Annotated in this window: 19 protein-coding genes; 14 read left to right on the top strand and 5 right to left on the bottom strand. The window is 68.6% G+C overall.

Annotated elements, in window-relative coordinates:
* Window positions 1–32: 32 nt before the first annotated feature.
* From RT655_RS06670 to RT655_RS06655, 4 genes are all read left to right on the top strand, one after another.
* Window positions 33–1,622: an O-antigen ligase family protein gene (locus tag RT655_RS06670; protein ID WP_313535688.1), complete on the top strand. Its 1,590-nt coding sequence runs from the start codon at window positions 33–35 to the stop codon at window positions 1,620–1,622.
* Between the two features lie 54 nt (window positions 1,623–1,676).
* Window positions 1,677–3,209, top strand: a complete 1,533-nt coding sequence (locus RT655_RS06665) for an aminoacyl--tRNA ligase-related protein (protein ID WP_313535687.1) — start codon at window positions 1,677–1,679, stop codon at window positions 3,207–3,209.
* A gap of 280 nt (window positions 3,210–3,489) precedes the next feature.
* Window positions 3,490–4,773, top strand: a complete 1,284-nt coding sequence (locus RT655_RS06660; protein WP_313535686.1) for a glycosyltransferase — start codon at window positions 3,490–3,492, stop codon at window positions 4,771–4,773.
* A gap of 253 nt (window positions 4,774–5,026) precedes the next feature.
* On the top strand, window positions 5,027–5,809 hold the full coding sequence (locus RT655_RS06655; RefSeq protein ID WP_313535685.1) for an arginyltransferase: 783 nt from the start codon (window positions 5,027–5,029) through the stop codon (window positions 5,807–5,809).
* 166 nt (window positions 5,810–5,975) lie between these two features.
* On the opposite strand, the gene RT655_RS06650 is transcribed toward RT655_RS06655, so the two are convergent.
* The 3 genes from RT655_RS06650 to RT655_RS06640 are packed head-to-tail and all read right to left on the bottom strand — an operon-like array spanning window position 5,976 to window position 9,159.
* Complete coding sequence (locus RT655_RS06650; RefSeq protein WP_313535683.1) at window positions 5,976–6,785, bottom strand: transglutaminase family protein; 810 nt, start codon at window positions 6,783–6,785, stop codon at window positions 5,976–5,978.
* On the bottom strand, window positions 6,785–7,720 hold the full coding sequence (locus tag RT655_RS06645; protein ID WP_313536922.1) for an alpha-E domain-containing protein: 936 nt from the start codon (window positions 7,718–7,720) through the stop codon (window positions 6,785–6,787). The genes RT655_RS06650 and RT655_RS06645 overlap by 1 nt, the downstream gene beginning before the upstream one ends.
* 2 nt (window positions 7,721–7,722) lie before the next feature.
* A complete protein-coding gene (locus tag RT655_RS06640) occupies window positions 7,723–9,159 on the bottom strand; it encodes a circularly permuted type 2 ATP-grasp protein (protein ID WP_313535682.1) in 1,437 nt (478 codons plus the stop codon).
* Between the two features lie 128 nt (window positions 9,160–9,287).
* Between RT655_RS06640 and RT655_RS06635 the strand changes: the two genes are divergently transcribed.
* Window positions 9,288–10,187, top strand: a complete 900-nt coding sequence (locus RT655_RS06635; RefSeq protein ID WP_313535681.1) for a right-handed parallel beta-helix repeat-containing protein — start codon at window positions 9,288–9,290, stop codon at window positions 10,185–10,187.
* Between the two features lie 143 nt (window positions 10,188–10,330).
* Here the strand turns inward: RT655_RS06635 and RT655_RS06630 are convergent, their stop codons facing one another.
* Window positions 10,331–11,968 (bottom strand): alkaline phosphatase family protein, encoded by a 1,638-nt coding sequence (locus tag RT655_RS06630; RefSeq protein ID WP_313535680.1) that lies wholly within the window; start codon window positions 11,966–11,968, stop codon window positions 10,331–10,333.
* 80 nt (window positions 11,969–12,048) lie between these two features.
* Between RT655_RS06630 and RT655_RS06625 the strand changes: the two genes are divergently transcribed.
* From RT655_RS06625 to RT655_RS06585, 9 genes are all read left to right on the top strand, one after another.
* Window positions 12,049–14,070 (top strand): thioredoxin family protein, encoded by a 2,022-nt coding sequence (locus RT655_RS06625; protein ID WP_313535679.1) that lies wholly within the window; start codon window positions 12,049–12,051, stop codon window positions 14,068–14,070.
* Between the two features lie 122 nt (window positions 14,071–14,192).
* The gene (locus tag RT655_RS06620) at window positions 14,193–15,689 is read left to right on the top strand and encodes a CoA-acylating methylmalonate-semialdehyde dehydrogenase (protein WP_313535678.1); all 1,497 of its coding nucleotides are present in this window, start codon (window positions 14,193–14,195) and stop codon (window positions 15,687–15,689) included.
* A 214-nt stretch (window positions 15,690–15,903) separates the two neighbouring features.
* Window positions 15,904–17,049, top strand: a complete 1,146-nt coding sequence (locus RT655_RS06615) for an acyl-CoA dehydrogenase family protein (RefSeq protein WP_313535677.1) — start codon at window positions 15,904–15,906, stop codon at window positions 17,047–17,049.
* A 298-nt stretch (window positions 17,050–17,347) separates the two neighbouring features.
* Window positions 17,348–18,382: an enoyl-CoA hydratase/isomerase family protein gene (locus RT655_RS06610; protein ID WP_409530246.1), complete on the top strand. Its 1,035-nt coding sequence runs from the start codon at window positions 17,348–17,350 to the stop codon at window positions 18,380–18,382.
* Between the two features lie 12 nt (window positions 18,383–18,394).
* Window positions 18,395–19,171, top strand: a complete 777-nt coding sequence (locus RT655_RS06605) for an enoyl-CoA hydratase (RefSeq protein ID WP_313535676.1) — start codon at window positions 18,395–18,397, stop codon at window positions 19,169–19,171.
* 204 nt (window positions 19,172–19,375) lie between these two features.
* Window positions 19,376–20,251, top strand: coding sequence for a 3-hydroxyisobutyrate dehydrogenase (gene mmsB / locus RT655_RS06600; protein WP_313535675.1), 876 nt, complete (start codon window positions 19,376–19,378; stop codon window positions 20,249–20,251).
* An 85-nt stretch (window positions 20,252–20,336) separates the two neighbouring features.
* Window positions 20,337–21,167, top strand: coding sequence for a TIGR00266 family protein (locus RT655_RS06595; protein ID WP_313535674.1), 831 nt, complete (start codon window positions 20,337–20,339; stop codon window positions 21,165–21,167).
* Window position 21,168: 1 nt separating this feature from the next.
* A complete protein-coding gene (locus RT655_RS06590) occupies window positions 21,169–21,708 on the top strand; it encodes a GNAT family protein (RefSeq protein ID WP_313535673.1) in 540 nt (179 codons plus the stop codon).
* Window positions 21,687–21,947: a hypothetical protein gene (locus RT655_RS06585; RefSeq protein ID WP_313535672.1), complete on the top strand. Its 261-nt coding sequence runs from the start codon at window positions 21,687–21,689 to the stop codon at window positions 21,945–21,947. The genes RT655_RS06590 and RT655_RS06585 overlap by 22 nt, the downstream gene beginning before the upstream one ends.
* Here the strand turns inward: RT655_RS06585 and RT655_RS06580 are convergent.
* Entirely contained in the window at window positions 21,942–23,063 is a 1,122-nt protein-coding gene (locus tag RT655_RS06580; protein ID WP_313535671.1) for a heparan-alpha-glucosaminide N-acetyltransferase domain-containing protein, read from the bottom strand. The genes RT655_RS06585 and RT655_RS06580 overlap by 6 nt on opposite strands.
* Between the last annotated feature and the right edge of the window lie 23 nt (window positions 23,064–23,086).

Below are 23,086 nucleotides of genomic sequence, written 5' to 3'. Positions count from 1 at the left end.
CGAAAACCATCCTCGGTTCGGGGACGCTGCGCGTGGACGCGTGGTTCCGGGGGCTGATGCGCCCGGGGCGCGACGTGCTGCCGGTCTATCATCCCGATCGGGCGGGCTGGGCGGTCGCGCTGCGGCGCCTCGCGCTGCTGGGCAGCATCGTGCTGCTCGCCTTCGTCTATGGCGTGCTGGCCGCGATCCTGCCCCCGTCGCTGCTGGTGGGCGCGGCGGCGCCGCTCGCGCTGCTAGCGCTGCTGGTGGTGTGGGCGCTTCCCGAAGCCAAGGCGGCGCCGACGCGGGCGCTCACCCACGCCTTCACCGCCTTTGTCGTCTTCATGATCGTCTGGCCCAACTATCTGGCGGTGTCGGTGGCCGGCTTGCCCTGGGTCTCGATGCGTCGCCTCGTCGGCCTCGCGGTGACCCTGCTGCTGTTGATCTGCGTGTCGACGTCCAAACCCTTCCGTCAGGGTCTGCGCGACGTGTTTCGTGCCTCGCCCTGGCTGTCGGGTCTGCTCATCGGCTTCATCGTTATCCAGTTCCTGGCATCGGTCCTCTCGGTGTCGCCCAGCGAAACCATCGCGCGCTGGGTGAACACGGCGTTCACCTCCACCGCGATCTGTTTCGTGTCGATCTGGCTGTTCGGGCCCGGGGGCAAGACGGTGCCGTGGCTGGTCAACAGACTTGCCGTGGTCGTGCTGGTGTTGATGGTGATCGGCGTGTTCGAGGCCCGCGTGCAGCATGTGCTGTGGCTCGGCCATATCCCCGCCTTTCTGCGGATCGATGACACCGTGCTCGACCAGCTGCTGCAGCCGCACATCCGGCAAGGGTATCGCGTGGTCACCACCTATACGACGCCGCTGGCATGGGGCGAGCTGCTGGCGCTGACGACACCCTTCATCCTGTTTCGTATGGTGAATGCGAAGACCTGGCCGATCCGGTTGATGTGGCTGGCCTTCGACCTCTTCATCCTCTACTCGGCCATCCTCGCGGCAGCGCGGCTGGCGCTGGTCGGCTTCATCGCCGCGCATGCGCTGTTCGGATTGTTCTGGGGTCTGCATCGCTGGCGCAACGCCCGCGGGGACCTGATCGGCATTTCTGCGACCTTGCTCTACCCGGCGGCGCTGATCGCGCTGGTGCTCGCGGTCCTGTTCGTCCCGGCCTTGAAGGTGCGCGTGCTGGGCGGCGGCGCCGCACAGTCGAGCACCGATGCCCGCAGTGCGCAGTTCCACGCAGCGATTCCCGTGATCGCCCGCCGTCCGATCCTGGGCTATGGGCCTGGCGAAGGTCCCGCCGCGATCAACTGGCGAACCCCGGAGGGTTTCCTGACCATCGATCTCGGCTTCGTGTCGATGGCCTCCGATCTCGGGCTCTCCGGCTTGTTCGCCTATCTCGGCGTGCTGATCCTGTCGATCGTAAGCCTGTTCCGCGCGGGATGGCGAGACGTCACCTCCCCTTTCCCGGCTGAATTCGCGGTCGCGGTAGCGCTGGCGGTACTGATCACCACGCGAATGGTGCTGGCGCAGAGCGACAACGATCCGCTTTTCATGGTGCTGTTCGGTCTCGCACTCGGGGCGCTGTACCAGGCGCGCAACCGCGGTGACGGGCCCAGGCGCGCAATGCCCGCGCGAGCGTGAGCCCCGGACGCGCCGGCCCTTGCGTCGGCGCGCCCAGGCGCTAAGCGCGTGGGCATGATCAAGCACGCCCTTTCCGTCACGCGCGATGGCGATTTCGCGCAATGGTACCAGACCGTCATCAGCGAAGCGGACATGGCCGAGGATTCGGGCGTGCGCGGCTGTATGGTCATCCGGCCCTGGGGCTATGGCATCTGGGAGCGCATCCAGCGCCTGCTCGACGATCGCATCAAGGCGACGGGGCACGAGAATTGCTATTTCCCGCTGTTCATCCCGCTTTCCTATTTCGAGAAGGAAGCCGAGCATGTTGACGGCTTCGCCAAGGAAATGGCGGTCGTCACGCACCATCGCCTCGTCCAGAAGGACGGCCGGCTGGTCCCCGATCCCGAGGCGAAGCTCGAAGAGCCTTTGGTCGTCCGCCCGACGTCGGAGACGGTGATCGGCGCGGCGATGTCGCGCTGGGTGCAGAGCTGGCGCGACCTGCCGGTGCTGATCAACCAGTGGGCGAACGTCGTCCGCTGGGAAATGCGCACCCGCATGTTCCTGCGCACCGCCGAGTTCCTGTGGCAGGAAGGGCATACCGCCCATGCCACGGTGGAAGAGGCGCAGGAAGAGACCCTCAAGATGCTCGAAGTTTATCGCAGCTTCGCCGAGGACTGCCTGGCGATGCCGGTGGTCGCGGGCGAGAAGCCGGAGAATGAGCGCTTCCCGGGCGCGGTCTCGACCTTCTCGATCGAGGCGATGATGCAGGATGGCAAGGCGCTGCAGGCCGGCACCTCGCACTTCCTGGGCACCACCTTCTCCTCGGCGCAGGACATCAAGTTCCAGAACTCGGAAGGCCAGTTCGAGCTGGCGCAGACGACCAGCTGGGGCGTCTCCACCCGCATGATCGGCGGGCTGATCATGGTGCACGGCGACGACGACGGCCTGCGCGTGCCGCCGATGGTGGCGCCGTGGCAGATCGTCATCGTGCCGATGCTGCGCGACCAGCCCGAGGACGCGGCGACGATCGACTATTGCAAGTCGCTCCAGGCTGAGCTCGCCAAGCTGAGCGCGCTGGGCGAGCCGGTGCGTGCGCTGCTCGACCTCAAGGCAGTCAAGGCGCAGACCAAGCGCTGGGGCTGGGTGAAGAAGGGCGCGCCGATCGTGATCGAGGTAGGCGGGCGCGACGTCGCCGGCGGCAACGTCTCGGTGATCCAGCGCAACAAGCTCTACCGCGAGGACGGCAAGCTCGATTCGCAGATCATGCCGCGCGGGGATTTCGTGGCGGAAGCCGCGGCGATCCTCGAGAGCATCCAGCAGGGCCTGTATCTCGATGCGCGCGATCGGCTGGACAGCAACATCCGCCGCGACGTGGCCGACTTCGACACGCTGGCGGCGATGTTCGCCGATTCAGAGAAGTTCCCGGGCTGGGCCGAGGTCAGCTGGGCCAAGCCGACCGGCGCCGAGCTGGACGCGGTGGTCGAGCGGCTCAAGGCGCTCAAGCTGACCTTCCGCAACGTGCCCGGTGGTGCGGCACCGGCAGAAGGCACCTGCCTGTTCACCGGCGAGCCGGCGGTCGAGCGCATTCTGGTAGCGAGGGCGTACTAAGCTTCAGATCCTCCCCGGAACGGGGAGGGGGCACTGCACTGGGCGCATGGGGTATCCGCGTTTTTTCGAAATCCGTCGTCATTCCCGCGAAAGCGGGAATCCATTGCCCTGATCGCTGGGGGAAAGAACCGCTGCACCAGCGCCAATGGATCCCCGCCTTCGCGGGGATGACGAAAGGTCTTAGAGGCAAGCGCGGCAGTCCTCCCCGTGCCGGGGGGATCTTGATTGACGCGGCGCCTGCACCCTGCAACCACCCTGCCCCCGTAGGGGGGACAAGCGCATGCGGGTGGTACTGGCGACGCTGGGCACGTTGGGGGACGTGCATCCGTTCATTGCACTGGCGCTGGGTATGCGGGCGCGCGGGCACGTGCCCGTATTTGCCGGCGCGGAATCGGTACGGCCGATCGCCGAACGCCACGGCATCGAATTCCACCCCATCCGCCCCGACGGCCCGCAGCTGATCGCCGACACCGGCATGGACGAGGGCGCAATCGCGCGAGCGATCGCCACCGACTTCGACTTCATCGTCAACCGGGTGCTGGTGCCCTATGCCGAGGTGACGTTGGCGGACTTGCGACCGGTGATCGCCGGTGCGGACCTCGTGCTCGCCAGCAGCTTCTCGATCCATGCGCGGATCGCGGCGCAGGCAGCGGGGGTGCCGCTCGCCTCGGCGCTGCTCCAGCCGATCACCCTGCTCTCGGCAGAGGACCCGCCGGTGCTGACGCGCGGCGAAACCGCGCTGGTAACGTTGCGCCGCTGGTTCGGCCCGGGTGCGGTGCGGCCGCTGCTGCGGCTGGCCGAACGGCGCTATGCCAAGGGGCTCAAGCCGTTCGCCGCGATGCGCGAGGCCGCCGGCGCACCGCCCTTCGCGGGCAACGAAATGCTGTCGGGACCGCTGGCGGTGGACCGCGTGATCGGGCTGTGGTCGCCCGCGTTCGCGCCGGCACCTGGTGATGTGCCGCCCAGCTTCGCGCAGACCGGCTTCGTCTTCTACGACGGTGGGTTCGCAGGCGAGGGGCTCTCCGCCGAGATCGAAGCGTTTCTGGAGGCGGGCCCGCCGCCCCTCGTCTTCACGCTGGGCAGCATGGCGGTCTATGCCGAGGACGGCTTCTACGCGGCGAGCGCCGAGGCGGCACGACGGCTGGGGCGGCGGGCGGTATTGCTGGTTGGCGACGATCTGCTGGCGCAGCATCGGCGCCTCGCGGACGATATGGTGCTCGTGGCGGGCTATGCGCCGCATTCGCAGATCTTTCCGCGCGCGGCGGCGGTGATCGGCCATGGTGGCATCGGCACCACGGCCCAGGCGATCCGCGCGGGCGTGCCGCAATTGGTCTGTCCGATCTTCGGCGACCAGTTCGACAATGCCGTGCGGATAGAGCGCGCCCGCCTTGGCCTGTCGCTGCCCAAGCGCCGTTACACCGCCATGCGCGCATCCGCCGCGATCGCGCGGCTGCTGGCAAGCGGGGGCATTGCGGAGCAGGCGCGAAACGCGGGGGCGGCAATCCGCGCGGAAGACGGTGTCGGGGCGGCACTCGATAGGCTGGGAATCGACAGGCTCGACTAAGCGAATCGAGCCGCGCCCTTTGCGGCCCGGCATCTGGAATCAGGGGCTCCCGGCGCTGCGCCGCTGCTGCTTCGCTGCGAAGCATGGTTAGCGGTGGACCGAATCGTCCCGTTCCGCGTCAGCCGGGAAAGCGGATCGCGCGGTAATGGCCCTTATTGATGGTAAACGCGCTTTTCATCATCCTAAACCAACCCCATAACGGCATAAGAGGGGCCGATCGGGACGGCCCGATGGAGCAGAGGACGGCCGAGCGGTGACCGCATTATCACGTTTCCCGCGTTTCTTCGTGACCAGCCCGTCGCCCTGCCCGTATTTGCCCGGGAAGCAGGAACGCAAGATCTTCACCGAGCTCTCGGGTGACCATGCCGGTGAACTCAACGATGCGCTGAGCCGCATCGGTTTTCGCCGCAGCCAGTCGGTCGCCTATCGGCCGAGCTGCGCGGGCTGCACCGCCTGCGCCTCGGTGCGCGTGGTGGCCGACGGGTTCGAGCCCAATGCGACCCAGCGCAAATTGCTCAAGCGCTACAGCGACCTCGAAGTCACCGCCTGCAAGCCCTGGGCGACCGGCGAGCAGTACGACCTGCTCAAGCGCTATCTCGATTCGCGCCACCCCGGCGGCGGCATGGCGGCGATGGACGAGAGCGACTATGCCGACATGGTCGAGCAATCGCCGGTCAGCTCCTATGTCGTCGAATATCGCGAGCCGTCGGTCGACGGCCAGCGCGGCCGGCTGGTGGGGGCGTGCATTACCGACCAGCAGGGCGACGGCCTGTCGATGATCTACAGCTTCTTCGTCACCGACGACGAGACGCGGTCCAGCATGGGCAACTATATTATCATGGACCACATCCTGCGCGCGCGCGCGGCGGGCCTGCCCTATGTCTATCTCGGCTATTGGGTGAAGGGCAGCGCGCGGATGGCGTACAAGACGCGCTATCGCCCGATCGAGGTGCTGGGTCCCACGGGCTGGTCACTGCTTGGCGACGAGGCCGCCATGGGGGCGATGCCCAACGCGGTGGCGGCGGCGCTGGCCTGACGGGGGCGTCCGATCGACTAGCCTCCACGGTCATCCTCGCGACGGCGGGGATCCATTGGCGCTGAAGGCGCGGTTCTTTTCCTGACCGTTATGGCACATGGGTTCCCGACTTCGCGGGAAGGACGGTCGTACACCTTGCAAGGAATGATGGCGGCTGCTGCAGCGCCTACTCCTCGTTGCCCACCCGATCGACATGCAGGTCCACCGCAAGCTGTTCCTCGCCATGGCCGATACGGTGTCCGGCGACCGCCGCGGCGCCCTCCGAATCGAGGCCGACGGCTACGCGCACATAGCCGTCATCGGGCGATCTGCCGGTGACCGGATCGAACGCCACCCAGCCGAGCCCCTGCACCCAGGCCTCGCACCAGGCATGCGGCGCGCACTGCGCGTCGCCGTCGAGATGATAGCCGGAGACGTAGCGGGCCGGCGCCTCCAGCGTCCGCGCGGCGGAAACGAACATCTGCGCCACGTCGCGCGATGCCTCGGCCTTTCCGGCAAAGGCCTCGGCCACGGTTAGCCCCGTGTCCGGCACGTCGGGGACGCAGCGGAAACGGGCGTGCAGCGCCTGGTTGAGCCGGTGCAATCGCTCGATCGGATCGGTCGTGCCAGCGCTCACATCGGCGGCAAAGGCACTGAGCTCGCGGCTGGGCGCGGTCCGCGGCGTCGTCCGCAGGAACAGGGCAGGGGGCAGCGGCTCGGACGTGCCGCGCAGCACCCCGGCATTGTCCTGGGTGAGCACCTCGCCGGTGACCGCGATCTCGATCGCCTCGATCGGGCCCTCGGCGTAGAGCATCGTCACGGCATTGCCGTACCCGTCGACGGCGTCGCGCAGCCGCGCGTCGCAATCGACCCCGACCATCCAGCTCACCACGGTCTGGTGCTGGGTGTCGCACGGCGTCAGCCGCAGCATCTGGACGATCCGCGCTTGGGGCTGGGTGAAGCGGTAGACCGAGCGGTGTTCGACGGCGATGCGCATCACAGGAACCGGAACTGGCGCGCGATCGCTGCATCGAGCAGCGCATTCTCGGCGATGAACTTCTCCAGATATTCGTGCAGCCCGCCGACGATGATGTCAGGCGTGCGCGCCTTCTGGACGCGGGCGAGCCGGGCGCGGGCCATGCGATCGGCCTCCCCTTGCAGGCCGGTGCGCTTGGCCAGCTGGCTGAGCAAGGTCACGCTCTCCTCCACACAGGCGGCGACGCTGCGCGGCAGCTCGGTTCGGCTGACCAGCAGGTCGATCACATTGTCCGGCCGCAGCCCCTCCGAATAGAGCCAGCGATAGGCGGTGACCGCGGAGACGGTCTGCAGGATCGTCGTCCACTGGTCGCGATCCACCGCGCCGCCGACGCTCTCGCCCGCCGGCAGCAGCAGATGGTATTTGACGTCGACGAGCCGCGCGGTGTTGTCCGCGCGTTCGATCGCGGCGCCGAGCTGGATCAGCAGCGTCGCCTCGTTGCGCATCATCCGGTGGATCGCGCCTTCGAAGCCGCGCGTCTCGCCCTTGACCTGCTCGACCAGGTTGAGCGTCGCGGTGGCGCCGCCGGTCGAGGCGCGATTGGCGAACAGCCACCAGGCGCGGTTGATCGCGGTCCAGGCCTCGCGGGTGAGCGCGGTGCGCACGGCGCGGGCATTGTTGCGCGCCATTTCCAGGCAGCGGGTGATCGAGCCGGGGTTGTCGGCCTCCAGCGTCAGGAAGCGCGCGACATGCGCCTGGGTGGCGGGATGGCCGGTCGCGGCGAAGAGTTCGTCGGTATAGCTGACGGTCAGCGCGCTCTGCCAAGCCGCCTCGCCGGCGGGGCGGGCGGAGAGCGCGTCGAGGCGGATCGTCGCTTCCACCAGCCGCGCGATGAAATCGGCTCGCTCGACATAGCGGCCGAGCCAGTAGAGCGCGGCGGCGGTGCGGGAGAGCATCATCATGCCGCATCCCCCAGCAGCACGAAGCTGTCCTTGGTGCCGCCGCCCTGGCTGGAATTCACCACCAGCGATCCCTCGCGCAGCGCGACCCGCGTAAGCCCCCCGGGGACGACGCGCACCTTGTCGCTGCCGGTCAGCACGAAGGGGCGGAAGTCGACGTGGCGCGGGGCCAGGCCCTTTTCGGTCAGCGTCGGCACGGTGGACAGTGCCAGCGTCGGCTGCGCGATATAGCGGTGCGGCTCTGCGATCAGCGCGGCGCGGAAGGTTTCGATCTGCTCGCTCGTCGCGGTCGGCCCGACCAGCATGCCGTAGCCGCCGGAGCCGTCGACCAGCTTCACCACCAGTTCGGGCAGATGATCGAGCACATATTTCAGCGCCTGTGGTTCGCGGCAGCGCCAGGTCTCGACATTGGGCAGCTTGGCCTCGCCGCCCGAATAGAAGCGGACGATCTCGGGCATGTAGCTGTAGATCGCCTTGTCGTCGGCGATGCCGTTGCCCGGCGCGTTGAGCAGCGCGACATTGCCGGCGCGATAGGCGGCGATCAGCCCCGGCACGCCGAGCAGCGAATCGGGCTTGAACACCAGCGGGTCGAGAAAGTCGTCGTCGATCCGGCGGTAGATCACGTCCACCCGCACCCGCCCGGCGATCGTCTCCATATAGACCACGTCGTCGTCGACCACGAGATCGGCTGCCTCGACCAGTTCGACCCCCATCGAATCGGCGAGGAAGCTGTGCTCGTAATAGGCCGAATTGAAATGCCCCGGCGTCAGCACGACGCACACCGGCCGCGCGCGACCGAGCGGCGCCACCGAGCGCATCGTCTCCAGCAGCATGTCCGGATAGCTGTCGACCGGTGCCACGCGGAAATCTCGGAACAGCTCGGGGCAGAGCCGGATCATCGCCTCGCGATTCTCCAGCATGTAGGAGACGCCCGAGGGCGTGCGGGCATTGTCTTCCAGCACGTAGAAATCGTCGGCGCCGGTGCGGACCAGATCGATCCCGCAGATATGCGCCCACACCCCGTGCGGCGGGCGGATGCCGGCGACTTCGGGACGGAACTGCTCGTTGCGCAGGACCAGCTCGGGCGGGAGGATGCCTTCGTCGAGGATACGGCGGGCGCCGTAAATGTCCTCGAGAAACGCGTTGATCGCCTCGACCCGCTGGACCAGGCCCTCGCTCAATTTCTCCCATTCGCGCTGCAGGAACATGCGCGGCACGATGTCGAAGGGGATGATGCGCTCGGCGGCATCGCTGTCGCCATAGACGGCGAAGGTGATGCCCAGCTGGCGGAAGGCGGCCTCGGCGGATTGCTGGCGACGCTGCAGCTCTTCGGGCGGCGTGTCCGCGATCCATTGCGACAGCGCGGTGAACGCCTCGCGCGGCGCCTCCGGGCCGCCATGTCCCCAAATCTCGTCGAACGCCCCCGGTGATCCCATCGAAGCTCCCAAACGCTCGTGTGACCGAATGGCTGCATGCTGCAATGCTTCATTGCGGCGCACAAGCGGCGAATGTGCAGCGTTGCGCATCGGCGGTTTTTTAACGGCGGCCGTGGCAGGATGCGCGCATGTCGATCCTGCTTCTCGCGCTCGCCGCTGCCGCGCCCTTCACCGTCGCCGAAACGGGGAAGGGCTATCCGACGCTTGCCGCCGCGGTGGCGAGTGTACGCGACGGCATCGCGACCATATGGATCGCACCCGGCACCTATCAGCAGTGTGTGGTGCAGGCGGCCGGGCGGATCACCTACAAGGCGGTGCAGCCCGGCACCGCGATCTTCGAGCGCAGCGTGTGCGAGGACAAGGCGGCGTTCGTGCTGCGCGGTCGCGGATCGGCGGTGGACGGTCTGGTCTTCCGCAGGTTTCGCGTGCGCGACGGCAATGGCGCGGGCATCCGCATCGAGATGGGCGACCTGGCCGTCACCCGCTCGACTTTCCTCGACAGCCAGGAGGGCATTCTCGGTGGCGGCCATCCCACCGTGCGCAGCATCACCATCGATCGCTCGAGCTTCGCCGGCCTCGGCCAGTGCGACGAATCGCCGAACTGCGCGCATTCGGTCTATCTGTCGGTCGATGGGCTGGTGAGTATCACCAATAGCCGCTTCGAGCGCGGCACGGGTGGCCATTATGTCAAGCTGCGCGCGCGCCAGGTGGCGATCACCGACAACAGCTTCGACGACAGCGCGGGCCGGAAGACCAACTATATGATCGACCTGTCCGAGGGCGGCACGGGCACGATCGCACGGAACATGTTCGTGCAGGGGGCGGCGAAGGAGAACCGCTCCGGGCTGATCGTGGTGGCGGCGGAAGCGCGGACCTATCCGACCGATGGTCTGCGGGTGGAGGGCAACACCGCCGGACTGGCGCCGGGCGCGCCGGCCGATCCGGCGTTCGTGGCGGACCTGTCCGGCGGGCGGATCACGGTGGCGAACAACCGGCTGACGGGGATGCGGGCGTTCGAGCGTCGGTAAGATCCTCCCCCGCACGGGGAGGGGGACCGCCGCCGAAGGCGGTGGCGGAGGGGGCTCTCAGCACCGGACTCCCTTGCTGCGCTCCCCCTCCACCAAGCCGCGGCGCGTCTTGGTCCCCCTCCCCGTTCCGGGGGAGGATCTAGTTACTTGCAGCTATCCGCCACCCCCGCGTCGATATCCAGACAGCGCCCGTCGATCTCGACCGGCACCGGCACCTTGATCAGCGCGGCCAGCGTCGGGGCGATGTCGACGGTTTCCACCGACAGCGGCTGTTCGAAGCCGGTCATGCCCTTGCGCCAGAACAGGATCGGCACGCGGCGGTCATAGTCCCAGAAGCTGCCATGCGTCGCGACATAGCCGCCGACCGGATCGAGGATCGGCGTCACCCGCGGCTTGAGCGCGACGATCAGGTCGCCCGAACGCTGCGGATCGTGCGAGGCGCGGGCACGCTCGAGCAGGCTCCAGGTCTCGGGCGGAGTGTGGACGATCGGCGTCGCCTCGATCTGCGCGCGGGTGAACACCGCCTGCACCTGCGGGTTCGCGGTATAGAGCTTCACCGCTTCGGCCAGCACTGCGGCACGCTTGGCCTGCGGCACCGACGGCGAGACGTACACATCGCCTGCCGGACCGCCGACCAGCACCGGGCCGGTGAGCCCCAGCTTGCCCGCGAGCGCGCGACTGATGCTGGCGGTGGTCACGTCCGCGCCGATGCGCTGCTCGGTCGGCGCGGCATGTTCGCGGTGGCGTTCGGGCAGGTCATGGCCGCCATGGTCAGCGGTCAGCACCACCTGATACGCCACCTTGGTGCGATCGAGCGCCTCGAACAGCCGGCCGAGCGTCTGGTCGAGCGAGAGCAGCTGCAGGCACATTTCGCTGCCTTCGGTGCCGTAGCTGTGGCCGACATAGTCGGTCGCCGAGGCGCCCAGGATCAGCAGATCGGTATGGCCTTGCTGGCCCAGCTTCATGTCGCTGGCGAGCTTGGCGCCGAGCGCCAGCACCGCATCGTCGATCTCGGGCGAGGCGCGGAACGCCTTGGCATCGCCCGCGGCGCGCGCGAAGCGGCCATCGCCGACCGCCTTGTTGCCGCCGACCGGGATGGCGCGGCTGCGCGCGGCACAGAAGCCCGGCAGGTCGAGCGCGGGCTGCGCTTCGGCGATACGCGCGGTGGTCGCGGCGTTGATCCTGGTCACCGCCTCGGGCGCGGCGCGGCCGGCGTAGGATACGAACGCCTTGCCGTCCCACCACCAGAGCTCGTCGACCTTGTGGCCGCCCATCATCACCGCCGCGCGGTCCTTGCCTGCGACCGAAACGACGCGCGACTGCGGATCGGCCTGCTTCATCCACTCGCCGAGCGTCGGCACCTTCAGATGCTTGTCGGAGACGGTGTAGTGGTTCGAATCCGAGCCCGGTACGGTCTCGTCCTCGGCGCAGTAGACGGTCTTGTCGGCGCGCGGCGCAGCGAAATCGGTCCAGTCATTGGCGATGATGCCGGTGCGCGCGGGATGGTCGCCGGTGAGGATCGTCGAGTGGCCCGGGCAGGTCTCGGTTGCGGCATGGCTCTGATAGCCCGCCGGGAACACCGCGCCGGTCATCAGCCGGGCGAAGCCGCTGGTGAACTGGCTGCGATATTCGGCGAACAGGTCGGCCGAGAACTGGTCGACCGAGATCACCACCACCAGCTTGGGCGGCGTCGCCGGGGCGGCAGGCGCCGGCGCGGTCTGCTGGGCGAGGGCGGGGGTAGCGGCCAGCGCGAGCGCGGCGAGGGGGGCAAGCAATTTCATTCGGGGCCGGCTCCGGGCACGGGTGGACGTTGGTACACCCAGCTATTGTCGAACGCGGCGAACTGGGCAAGGACGGCGCCATGGCCCAGCTACGTTTCGCTTTGATGTCGCTCCTGCTGCTCCTTGCGTCGGGCCTGCCCGCCATGGCGCAGGGCTTTGCCAAGGGCCCCCATGTCCGCAGCGAACTGGTGGCGGAGACGGTACGCCCGAAGCCGGGCAGCGACGTGACGCTGGCGCTGGTCTCGACCCCCGATCCCAAATGGCATGCCTATTGGCAGAATCCCGGCGATGCGGGGCTACCCGCCGAGGCGCACTGGACGCTGCCGGCCGGCGCCACGGCCGATGCGTTCCGCTACCCGGTGCCGCAGCGGCTGCTGATCGCGGGGCTGATGAACTATGTCTATGAAGGCACCTTCGTCCGGCTGACCACGCTGCACATCCCCGCCGACGCGAAGGGCGCGCTGCCGGTGAAGCTCAAGCTCGACTATCTCGTCTGCACCGATACGCTGTGCGTGCCCGAAAAGGCCGAGCTGGAGACCAGCCTGACGATCGGCGACGGCACGATCGATCCGGCGGTGCGGGCCAAGTTCGACGGCTGGCGGGCCAAGCTGCCCAAGCCGCTGAGCACCCCGGCGACCTTCCAGGCGGACGGCGACACGCTGCGGATCGCGGTGCCCTATCCGGCGGGCGCGTCTGCCAAGGACGTCTATTTCTATCCGCTGACCGCCAACGCGGTCGACTATGCCGCGCCGCAGACCGTCACCCGCGACGGCGACCGGCTGGTGCTCGAGACCAAGGCCCGCACGGCGCCTGCCGCGCTCGAAGGCGTGCTGGCGATTGACGGGCAGGGGCTGACGGTCACCGCTAGGCCCGGCGCGGTCCCGCCCGCCAAGCCGGCGGCGACCCCGTGGCTTGCGGCGATCGGCGCCTTCTTCGCGGCGGTGCTGGGCGGGCTGATCCTCAACGTCATGCCCTGCGTCTTCCCGATCCTCAGCCTCAAGGCACTGAGCCTCGCCAAGGCCAATCACGACGCCGGCAGCCCGCGGGCCGAGGCGCTGGCTTATACCGCGGGCGTGGTGGCGGTGTGCCTGGCGCTGGGCGGGCTGCTGCTCGGGCTGCGCGCGGCGGGGGCGACGGTGGGCTGGGCGTTCCAGTTGCAGGATCCGCGGGTGATCCTCGTGCTGCTGCTGCTAGTCGCCGCCATCGCCTTCAACCTGGCCGGGCTGTTCGAGATCACCACCCCCGCCTTCGTCAACCGCGCCGCAAGCAAGGGGCATGGCGGGGCTTTCGCGACCGGGGCGCTCGCAGCCTTCATCGCCACGCCGTGCACCGGGCCGTTCATGGCCTCGGCACTGGGCGCGGCGCTTGTGCTGCCCTGGTTCGCGGGTCTGGCGATCTTCGGCGGCTTGGGGCTCGGTATCGCATTGCCCTTCCTGTTGCTCGGCTTCGTGCCCGCCTTCCGCCGCAGGCTGCCCAAGCCGGGCGCGTGGATGGCGACGATGCGGCACATCCTCTCGATCCCGATGTTCCTTACCGCGCTGGCGCTTGCCTGGGTGCTGGGCAAGCAGGCCGGGGTGGACGGGATGACCATCGGGCTGGCGGCGACGCTGCTGGCAACGCTGGGCCTGTGGTGGGCAGGCGCCCGGCAGGCCAGGGGGCGGAGCCGCGCCTGGCTGCCGGCGCTGCCGCTGGTGCTGCTGGCGCTCGGTGGCGTGGCGCTGGTCCGCCCGGTCGCAGCAGGCAGTGCACCTGCTGCCGTGGCCGGCGCCGAGCCGTTCAGCGAAGCCCGCCTCGCCGAACTGCGCGCGCAGGGGCGGCCGGTCTTCGCCTATTTCACCGCCGACTGGTGCCTGACCTGCAAGGTCAACGAAAAGGCGGTGATCGAGACCGCCGCGGTCGAACAGGCGCTGGCCGACGGCAAGGTCGCCGTGCTGGTCGGCGACTGGACCAATGGCGACGCCACGCTGGGCCGCTTCATCGAGGCGCATAACCGGGCGGGCGTGCCGCTCTACCTCTGGTACCAGCCGGGGCAGGACACCCCCGAGGTGCTGCCGCAGGTGCTGACCCAGGATCTGCTGACGACGCGCGCCAGGGGCGGCTGACCGCCGACCGCTTCGCAGTAAGCCAGTCCATCGGCCGGGGTGACATGCCGGGCGCGCTGTGTCATTGCGCAACTTAATTACAAGCTATGAGTCGGCGCTCAGCCGATCCGCAGGAGAGTATGATGCGTGTTATCGATCATGTGATCGTCGGCCATTCCGGCGGCGGCGCGGGCCGCACGTCGGACGTTTTCGACCCCAATAGCGGCGCCGTGCAGGCGCAGGTGGCGCTCGGCACCGCCGCCGATCTCGATCGCGCGGTCGCCGCCGCGATGGCCGCCCAGCCCGGCTGGGCCGCGACCAACCCGCAGCGCCGCGCCCGCGTGATGTTCCGCTTCAAGGAGCTGGTCGAGGCCAACATGGACGCGCTGGCGCACACCCTCTCGGCCGAACATGGCAAGGTGATCGCGGACTCCAAGGGCGACATCCAGCGCGGGCTCGAGGTGATCGAGTTCGCCTGCGGCATCCCCCACGCGCTCAAGGGCGAGTACACCCAGGGCGCCGGTCCCGGCATCGACGTCTATTCGATGCGGATGCCGCTCGGCATCGGCGCGGGGATCACCCCGTTCAACTTCCCGGCGATGATCCCGATGTGGATGTTCGGCGTGGCGATCGCCTGCGGCAACGCCTTCCTCCTCAAGCCCTCCGAGCGCGACCCCAGCGTGCCCGTCCGCCTCGCCGAGCTGATGCTCGAGGCCGGCGCGCCCGAGGGTATCCTGCAGGTCGTGCAGGGCGACAAGGAGATGGTCGACGCGATCCTCGACCATCCCGCGATCAGCGCAGTGAGCTTCGTCGGCTCGTCGGACATCGCGCATTATGTCTATCGCCGCGGCGTCGAGGCAGGGAAGCGCGTCCAGGCGATGGGCGGCGCCAAGAACCACGGCATCGTCATGCCCGACGCCGATCTCGACCAGGTCGTGGCCGACCTCTCGGGCGCGGCCTTCGGTTCGGCGGGCGAGCGTTGCATGGCGCTGCCGGTGGTGGTGCCGGTCGGCGACAAGACCGCCGATGCCCTGCGCGAAAAGCTGATCCCGGCGATCGAGGCGCTGCGGGTGGGCGTCTCCACCGATGCCGAGGCGCAATACGGTCCGGTGGTCAACGCCGCCCACAAGGCGCGCGTGGAAAACTGGATCCAGACCGGCGTCGACGAAGGCGCCGAACTGGTCGTCGACGGCCGCGGCTTTTCGCTGCAGGGGCATGAGAAGGGCTTCTTCATCGGCCCGTCGCTGTTCGACCGGGTGACGCCCGACATGCAGGCGTACAAGGAAGAGATCTTCGGCCCGGTCCTCCAGATCGTCCGCGCCCCGGATTTCGAGACCGCGCTCCGCCTGCCGAGCGACCACCAGTACGGCAACGGGGTCGCGATCTTCACCCGCAACGGCCATGCCGCGCGCGAGTTCGCGGCGCGGGTGAATGTCGGCATGGTCGGCATCAACGTGCCGATCCCGGTGCCGGTGGCGTATCACAGTTTCGGCGGCTGGAAGCGGTCGGCGTTCGGCGACGTCAACCAGCACGGCATGGAAGGCGTGCGGTTCTGGACCAAGGTCAAGACCGTCACCCAGCGCTGGCCTGACGGCGCCCCCGACGGCAGCAACGCCTTCGTCATCCCGACCATGGGGTGACGGGGGTGCGTGCGGACCCAATTCCTCCCCGGCACGGGGAGGGGGACCAAGTCGCGCAGCGGCTTGGTGGAGGGGCCGCCGCGCAAGCGGCGGTATCCCTGCGCCCGCCGCCCTCCCCGCGCCTGCGGCGCGGCCCCTCCACCACGCGGCTGCGCCGCGCGGTCCCCCTCCCCGTGCCGGGGAGGAATTCCAACGATCCAACACGGCTGAACCCATGACCCACCAGTTCGACCTCACCGACGACCAGCGCCAGATCCAGGAGATGGCGCAGAAGTTCACCGCCGATGCGATCACCCCGCATGCCGCCGAGTGGGACGAGAAGCACATCTTCCCGCGCGAGACGATCAAGGCCGCCGCCGAGCTCGGCTTCGCGGCGATCTATGTCTCCGAGGAATCGGGCGGCATCGGCCTCGGCCGGCTGGAGTCCGCGCTTATCTTCGAGGCGATGTCCTATGGCTGCCCCTCGACCAGCGCGTTCATCTCGATCCACAACATGGCCGCGTGGATGATCGACCGGTTCGGCGCGCAGGGCGTGAAGGACAAGTATCTCCCCAGCCTCGTCACGATGGACCGGCTGGCCAGCTATTGCCTCACCGAACCCGGCTCGGGCTCCGACGCCGCCGCGCTCAAGACGCGCGCGGTGCGCGACGGCGACCAGTATGTCGTCACCGGCACCAAGCAGTTCATCTCGGGCGGCGGCGAGAACGACCTCTACGTCACCATGGTACGCACCGGCGAGGACGGCCCCAAGGGCATCTCGGCGCTGGTGATCGAGAAGGACATGCCCGGCGTCAGCTTCGGCGCGCAGGAGCGCAAGCTCGGCTGGCACTCGCAGCCGACCGCGCAAGTGAACTTCGATTCGGTCCGCGTGCCGGTCGAAAACCTGATCGGTGCCGAAGGCGAAGGCTTCCGCATCGCGATGATGGGGCTGGACGGCGGGCGGCTGAACATCGGCGCCTGCTCGCTGGGCGGGGCGCAGCGCTGCCTCGACGAGGCGGTACGCTACACCCAGGAGCGCAAGCAGTTCGGCAAGGCGATCGCCGACTTCCAGAACACCCAGTTCATGCTCGCCGACATGGCGACCGAACTGGAGGCCGCCCGCGCGCTGCTCTACCTCGCCGCCGCCAAGGTGACCGCGGGCACGCCGGACAAGACCCGCTTCGCCGCCATGGCCAAGCGACTCGCCACCGACACCGGCTCCGCGGTGGTCGATCGCGCGCTGCAACTCCACGGGGGCTATGGCTATCTGATGGACTATCCGATCGAGCGTTTCTGGCGCGACCTGCGCGTCCACTCGATCCTTGAGGGCACCAACCAGGTGATGCGGATGATCGTCGGCCGCGATCTGCTGAAGGATTGAGTCGGAAAATGCTTTCCTACAGCAGTGTGTTTATGCTTTGTTCGCCCCTGTCCGGCGCGCGGACCAAGGAGGAAGCCGGGTTGATGTCGCTTTCCCGGAACTTTCGGAACTTTCGACCCTCCCAATTCCTCCCCGGAACGGGGAGGGGGACCGCGCGGCGCAGCCGCGTGGTGGAGGGGTCGCGCCGGAGGCGCGGGGACGGTTTCAACATCGGGAACACCGCCGCATACGCGGCGGACCCTCCACCAAGCCGCGTTACGGCTTGGTCCCCCTTCCCGTTCCGGGGAGGATCTTGCTGATGGACATCCTCACCGCCATCGAAGGCCCCGTCGCGCGCCTGCGCCTCAACCGCCCCAAGGCGCTCCACGCGCTCAACACCGCGATGTGCCAGGCGATGCTCTACGCGCTCGACGCGTGGGAGCAGGACGACGCCGTCCACATCGTGCTGCTCGACCATGCCGAGGGCCGCGGCTTCTGTGCCGGCGGCGACATCCGCATGATCGCAGAGAGCGGCGCGGGCGACGGCACCGAAGCGGCAGACTTCTTCCGCATCGAATACCGGCTCAACCACCGGCTGTTCACCTATCCCAAGCCGATCGTCGCCTTCGCGGACGGCATCGTGATGGGCGGTGGCGTCGGCATCTCGCAGCCGGCGCGCTACCGGGTCGCGACCGAGAACACCAAGTTCGCCATGCCCGAGACCGGCATCGGCCTGTTCCCCGACGTGGGCGGTGGCTGGTACCTCTCGCGGCTGCCCGGGCGGATGGGCGAGTATCTCGCGCTGACCGGCCACCGGCTCGACGGCGCCGAATGCCTCGCGCTCGGCCTCGCCACCCACTACCTCCCCGCCGAGGCGCTGGCCTCCGCCAAGGCGCAGATCACCACCGCGCCAGACAAGGCACTGGCGATCCTCGACGACCTGTCGATAGAACCGCCGATCGCCAAGATCCTCGCGCACTATGCCGATATCGATCGGTGGTTCGCCGGCGATACGGTGGAAGAGATCTTTGCTGCACTCGAAGCGGAGGACAGCGAATGGGCCGCGGCCACCCTCGCCACGCTGCGCACCAAGTCGCCGCAGGCCTGCAAGGTGTCGCTGCGGATCGTCCGCGAAGGCCGCAATATGCCCGATTTCGCCGCCGAGATGGCGCAGGAATATGCCGTCGCCACCCGCGTCTGCCGCCTGCCAGACTTCGCCGAGGGCGTGCGCGCCGTAATCGTCGACAAGGACAATGCCCCGCATTGGTCGCCCGCCACCCCGGAAGCGGTGGACAGCGCCGCGATCGATGCCATCTTCGCCCCCCTGCCGCCCGCACAGGCCTGGGCGCCCTGAACGGAGAACGTCATGTCTTCCTACGAAACCCTCCTCGTCGAACAGCGCGGCGCGGTGACGCTGATCACGCTCAACCGGCCCAAGGCGCTCAACGCGCTCAACAGCCAGGTGCTGACCGAGCTGCTCGACGTGATGCGCGCCTTCGATGCCGATCCGTCGCAGGGCTGCGCGGTGCTCAACGGCAGCGAGAAGGCCTTCGCCGCCGGCGCCGACATCAAGGAGATGCAGGCGCAGGGCTTTGCCGATATGTACGGCCATGACTTCTTCGCCGGCTGGGACGCGTTCACCCGCACCCGCAAGCCGATCCTCGCGGCAGTATCCGGCTATGCGCTGGGCGGCGGCTGCGAAGTGGCGATGATGTGCGACTTCATCCTCGCCGCGGACACCGCCAAGTTCGGCCAGCCCGAGATCAAGCTGGGCGTGTCGCCGGGCATGGGCGGCTCGCAGCGGCTCACGCGCGCCGTCGGCAAGGCCAAGGCGATGGAGATGTGCCTCACCGGCCGGATGATGGACGCCGCCGAAGCCGAGCGCGCCGGATTGGTCAGCCGGATCGTTCCCGCCGCCGAGCTGGTCGAGGAAGCGGTGAAGACCGCCGCGACGATCGCGGCGATGCCCCCGCTGGCGGTGAAGGCGAACAAGGAAATGGTCAACGTGGCGTTCGAGACGACGCTGGCCCAAGGCGTGCAGTTCGAGCGCCGCCTGTTCCACGCGCTGTTCGGCACCGAGGACCAGCAGGAAGGCATGACCGCGTTCGTCGAGAAGCGTTCGGGGAACTGGACGGGCAAATAACCCATTGCCTCCCCCTTGAGGGGGGAGGCCGCGAGACTTGGCAGCTTGCTGCCTAGTCGCAGCGGGAGAGGGTGAAGCGGCGCGCTGCGCCGCGCGATTTGCGGATGCAAATCGCTCCCCCTCTCCAAGCTGCGCTAGCCGGCAAAGCCGGCAAGCTTCGCTATCCTCCCCCGCAAGGGGGGAGGAAAAGTAGAGAGGAAGCAGATGGCACGCGTAGCATTTATCGGCCTCGGCAACATGGGCGGCGGGATGGCGGCGAACCTCGCCAAGGCCGGCCATGACGTCCGCGCCTTCGATCTATCCCCGGAAGCGCTGGAGCGCGCCAGGAAGGCCGGCTGTCTGCCAGCCGCCGATGCCGCCGAAGCGATCGCCGGCGCCGAGGCGATCGTCACGATGCTGCCCGCCGGGCGGCACGTGGAGACGCTCTATACCGAGACGCTGCTCGACCATGCCGAAGCCGGCGCGATCCTGATCGACTGCTCGACAATCGACGTCGCCACCGCCCGCCGCGTTGCCGAGGCCGCGACCCAGCGCGGGCTGCTCGCGGTCGACGCGCCGGTCTCGGGCGGGATTGCGGCGGCCAATGCCGGCACGCTCACCTTCATGGTCGGCGGCGCCGCGACCGCGTTCGAACGCGCAGAGCCGTTTCTCGAGGACATGGGCAAGACGGTGATCCACGCCGGCGCCAGCGGCGCGGGGCAGGCGGCGAAGATCTGCAACAACATGATCCTGGGCGCGACGATGATCGCCACGTGCGAGGCCTTTGCGCTCGCCGAAAAACTGGGGCTCGACCAGCAGCGTTTCTTCGACATCGCCTCGGTTTCGTCGGGGCAGAGCTGGTCGATGACGAGCTATTGCCCGGTCCCCGGTGTCGGCCCGGAAACCCCCGCCGACCGCGGCTATCGGGGCGGGTTCGGTGCCCCCCTTATGCTCAAGGACCTAAAGCTCGCGCTGGAAGCCGCGGCAAGCGTCGGCGCGCAGGTGCCGATGGGGGAGCGCGCCGAGCAGCTCTATATTGCGTTCGTCGAGGGCGACGGTGCCGGGCTCGACTTTTCGGGGATCATCGAGACGCTTCGCTGATCGGTTCGGCTGGTCGCGGGCGGGCTTTCCTGCGCCACGGGCTTTGGTGTACTAGTTGGCTGCAACACGTGATGGAGAGACTGCCATGCCGCCGATGAGCCCCTGGTCGCACACGCGCCGCGAAGGCTATGCCGACGACATCGATTTCGAGATCAAGGGCCAGGAGCTGCAGTTCGTCGAGATCGAGCTCGATCCCGGCGAGAGCGCGGTTGCCGAGGCCGGCGCCATGGTGTGGAAAGACGCCGCGATCACCATGCAGACCGTGTTCGGCGACGGCAGCAACGCCGGGGGCGGCTTCATGGACAAGCTGCTCGGCGCCGGCAAAAGGCTGGTTACCGGCGAGGGGCTGTTCACCACCGTCTTCACCTACCAGGGCAGCGGCAAGGCGCGCGTCTCCTTCGCCTCGCCCGTGCCCGGCGCGATCGTACCGCTGCGGCTGGCGGATATCGGCGGGACGCTGATCTGCCAGAAGGACGCCTTTCTCGCCGCCGCGAAGGGTGTGCAGATGGGGATCGCCTTCCAGCGCCGGGTGATGACCGGGCTGTTCGGCGGCGAGGGCTTCATCATGCAGCGGCTCGACGGCGACGGCTGGGTGTTCGTTCAGATGGGCGGCGCGATCGTCGAGCGCGAGCTGGCGCCGGGCGAGGAACTCCATGTCGATACCGGCTGCCTTGCCGCGCTGACGCCGTCGGTGGATTTCGATCTCGTCTCGGTCGGCGGTGTACGCAGCATGCTCTTCGGCGGCGAGGGCGTATTCTTCGCGCGGCTGCGCGGTCCGGGCAAGGTATGGATCCAGTCGCTGCCGTTTGCGCGATTGGCGGGGCGGATGATGGCGGCGGCGAACGGGGGCGGCCACAATCGCGGCGAGGGGTCGGTCCTGGGCGGACTGGGCGATTTCATCGGCGGCAATCGCTGAGATGGCGGACGCCCCGGTGTTGACGACCGCGCGGCTGCGCTTGCGGCCGCGTGACGTGGACGATGCCGAGGCGCTGTTCCCCAGCCTCTCCGACGCCGAACTGATGACCTGGTGGAGCCACGCGCCCCACGAAACCGTCGAGCAGACCCGCGCCAGCCTGTCGCGCGGCGACCCCGCCTGGCGCGTCTGGGCGATCACGCATGCCGGCGACGACACCGCGATCGGCTATGTCGCGGTGGGCGAGAAGCGGGCGGCGGTCAGCGAGATCGGCTATCTGCTCGCCCGGCCGCATTGGGGGCAGGGGATCGCCGAGGAGGCGATCGGCGCGGTGCTCGACCAGCTCTTCCTCGCCGAGGCGCATCGGCGGGTTTTTGCGGACACGGACCCGGACAATGTGTATTCGCGCCGGCTGCTCGAACGGCTGGGCTTCCGGCTGGAGGGGGTGCTGCGCGCCGAATGGGAGACCCATATCGGCGTGCGCGACACCACGCTCTACGGGCTGCTGAAGGAAGACTGGACATGCCGACCCCGCCGAACCTGAACGATCCTGCCGAGCGCGCCGCCTACAAGGCCGAGCTGAAGCAGATCGCGCGGCCGCTGCGCATGGGGGCGGTGTGGCTGGCGGTGCTTGGCGCGCTGCTCGCGGCGCTGCGGGCGAAGGTGTGGCCGATGCCCGTCGCGGTGCCGGCGGCGGTGCTGGGGCTCGCCTTCTTCCTGATGGTGCTCGGCATCACCGTGCGAGTGAAATACCACCAGCGGCGGATGCGCGGCGACCTATAGATAGCGCATCCACCAGGCGTCGCTTCGGCGCTTGAGGCTCCCGAAGGCGCGGGTGGCGAACCAGCACGGCACCACTATGATCGCCGCCAGCAGCCACAACGCGGCGACATTGGGCACGCTCACCGGCCCCGCCACGCCCAGCGCCGCACCCGCCGCAAGGTTCAGCGCCCGCAGCAGGTAGAGGTGGAACAGGTAGAAGAACAGCGGCGCGCCGCCCAGCACCGCCAGCAGTCCCGCCGCGCGCGCCGGCAGCCGCTCGAACGCGGCCAGCACGATCAGTCCCACGCCCAACGTCGCCAGCAGGAAATCGGCCGAGGGGGGATATTTGGTGAGGTTGACGAACTGCAGCACGGTGCCGAGCGCGTCCGCGCCTGCCTGCCACGGATGAAGGTCGCCATAGACATTGGTCACGCGCAGCAGCACGAACAGCGCCAGCGCGGCGAGGCCCGCCGCCACCAGCTTCCGCTGCCGCGTGGCAGAGTCCACGCCTGCGGCGAACCACGGCCCCAGCGCATAGCCGAGCGCGATCATCCCGATCCAGGGCAGCAGCGGATAGCTGATCCGCAGGCGCCCGCCCCAGGGCAGGTCAAAGATCGTGCGCTCGTGCAGCACTGCCCAGATTGCATGCGCCGGCTCGCCGGTGGCATGCGCGCCGTCGAGCGCATTATGCCCCAGCACGATCGCCAGCCCCAGCGCGATCAGCGCGGGGCGGGGCAGGTGGACCAGCACCGCCAGCGCCAGCATCGACAGCCCGATCACCCAGATCACCTGCAAATAGAGCATCGGCGGGGTGAGATCGAAGCCCCAGGCGAAGTTCACCACGGTCAGCTCGAGCAGGATCAGGAACAGCCCGCGCTTCCACAGAAAGTCCGAGGCCACCGCCGCGCCGCCACGCGACTGCGCATAGAGCCACGCCGCCAGCCCGGTGAGGAGCACGAACACCGGCGCGCAAAAGTGCGCGGTCAGCCGGGTAAGGAACAGCGCGGTCGGCGTCTCCGGCCCCAGCGGGTCGGCGACCGGCACGGTCGAATAGAAGGTCTCGCGGGCATGATCGACCAGCATCAGCAGCATCACCAGCCCGCGCAGCGCGTCGATCGAGCGGATGCGGGCGGACACGTCCGGGGCGATGGTTGACAAGG

This window comes from Sphingomonas sp. (genome assembly GCF_032114135.1).
Lineage (GTDB): Bacteria > Pseudomonadota > Alphaproteobacteria > Sphingomonadales > Sphingomonadaceae > Sphingomonas.
Note: the sequence above shows the minus strand (reverse complement) of the source record. Positions and strands in the feature narration are given on the sequence as shown.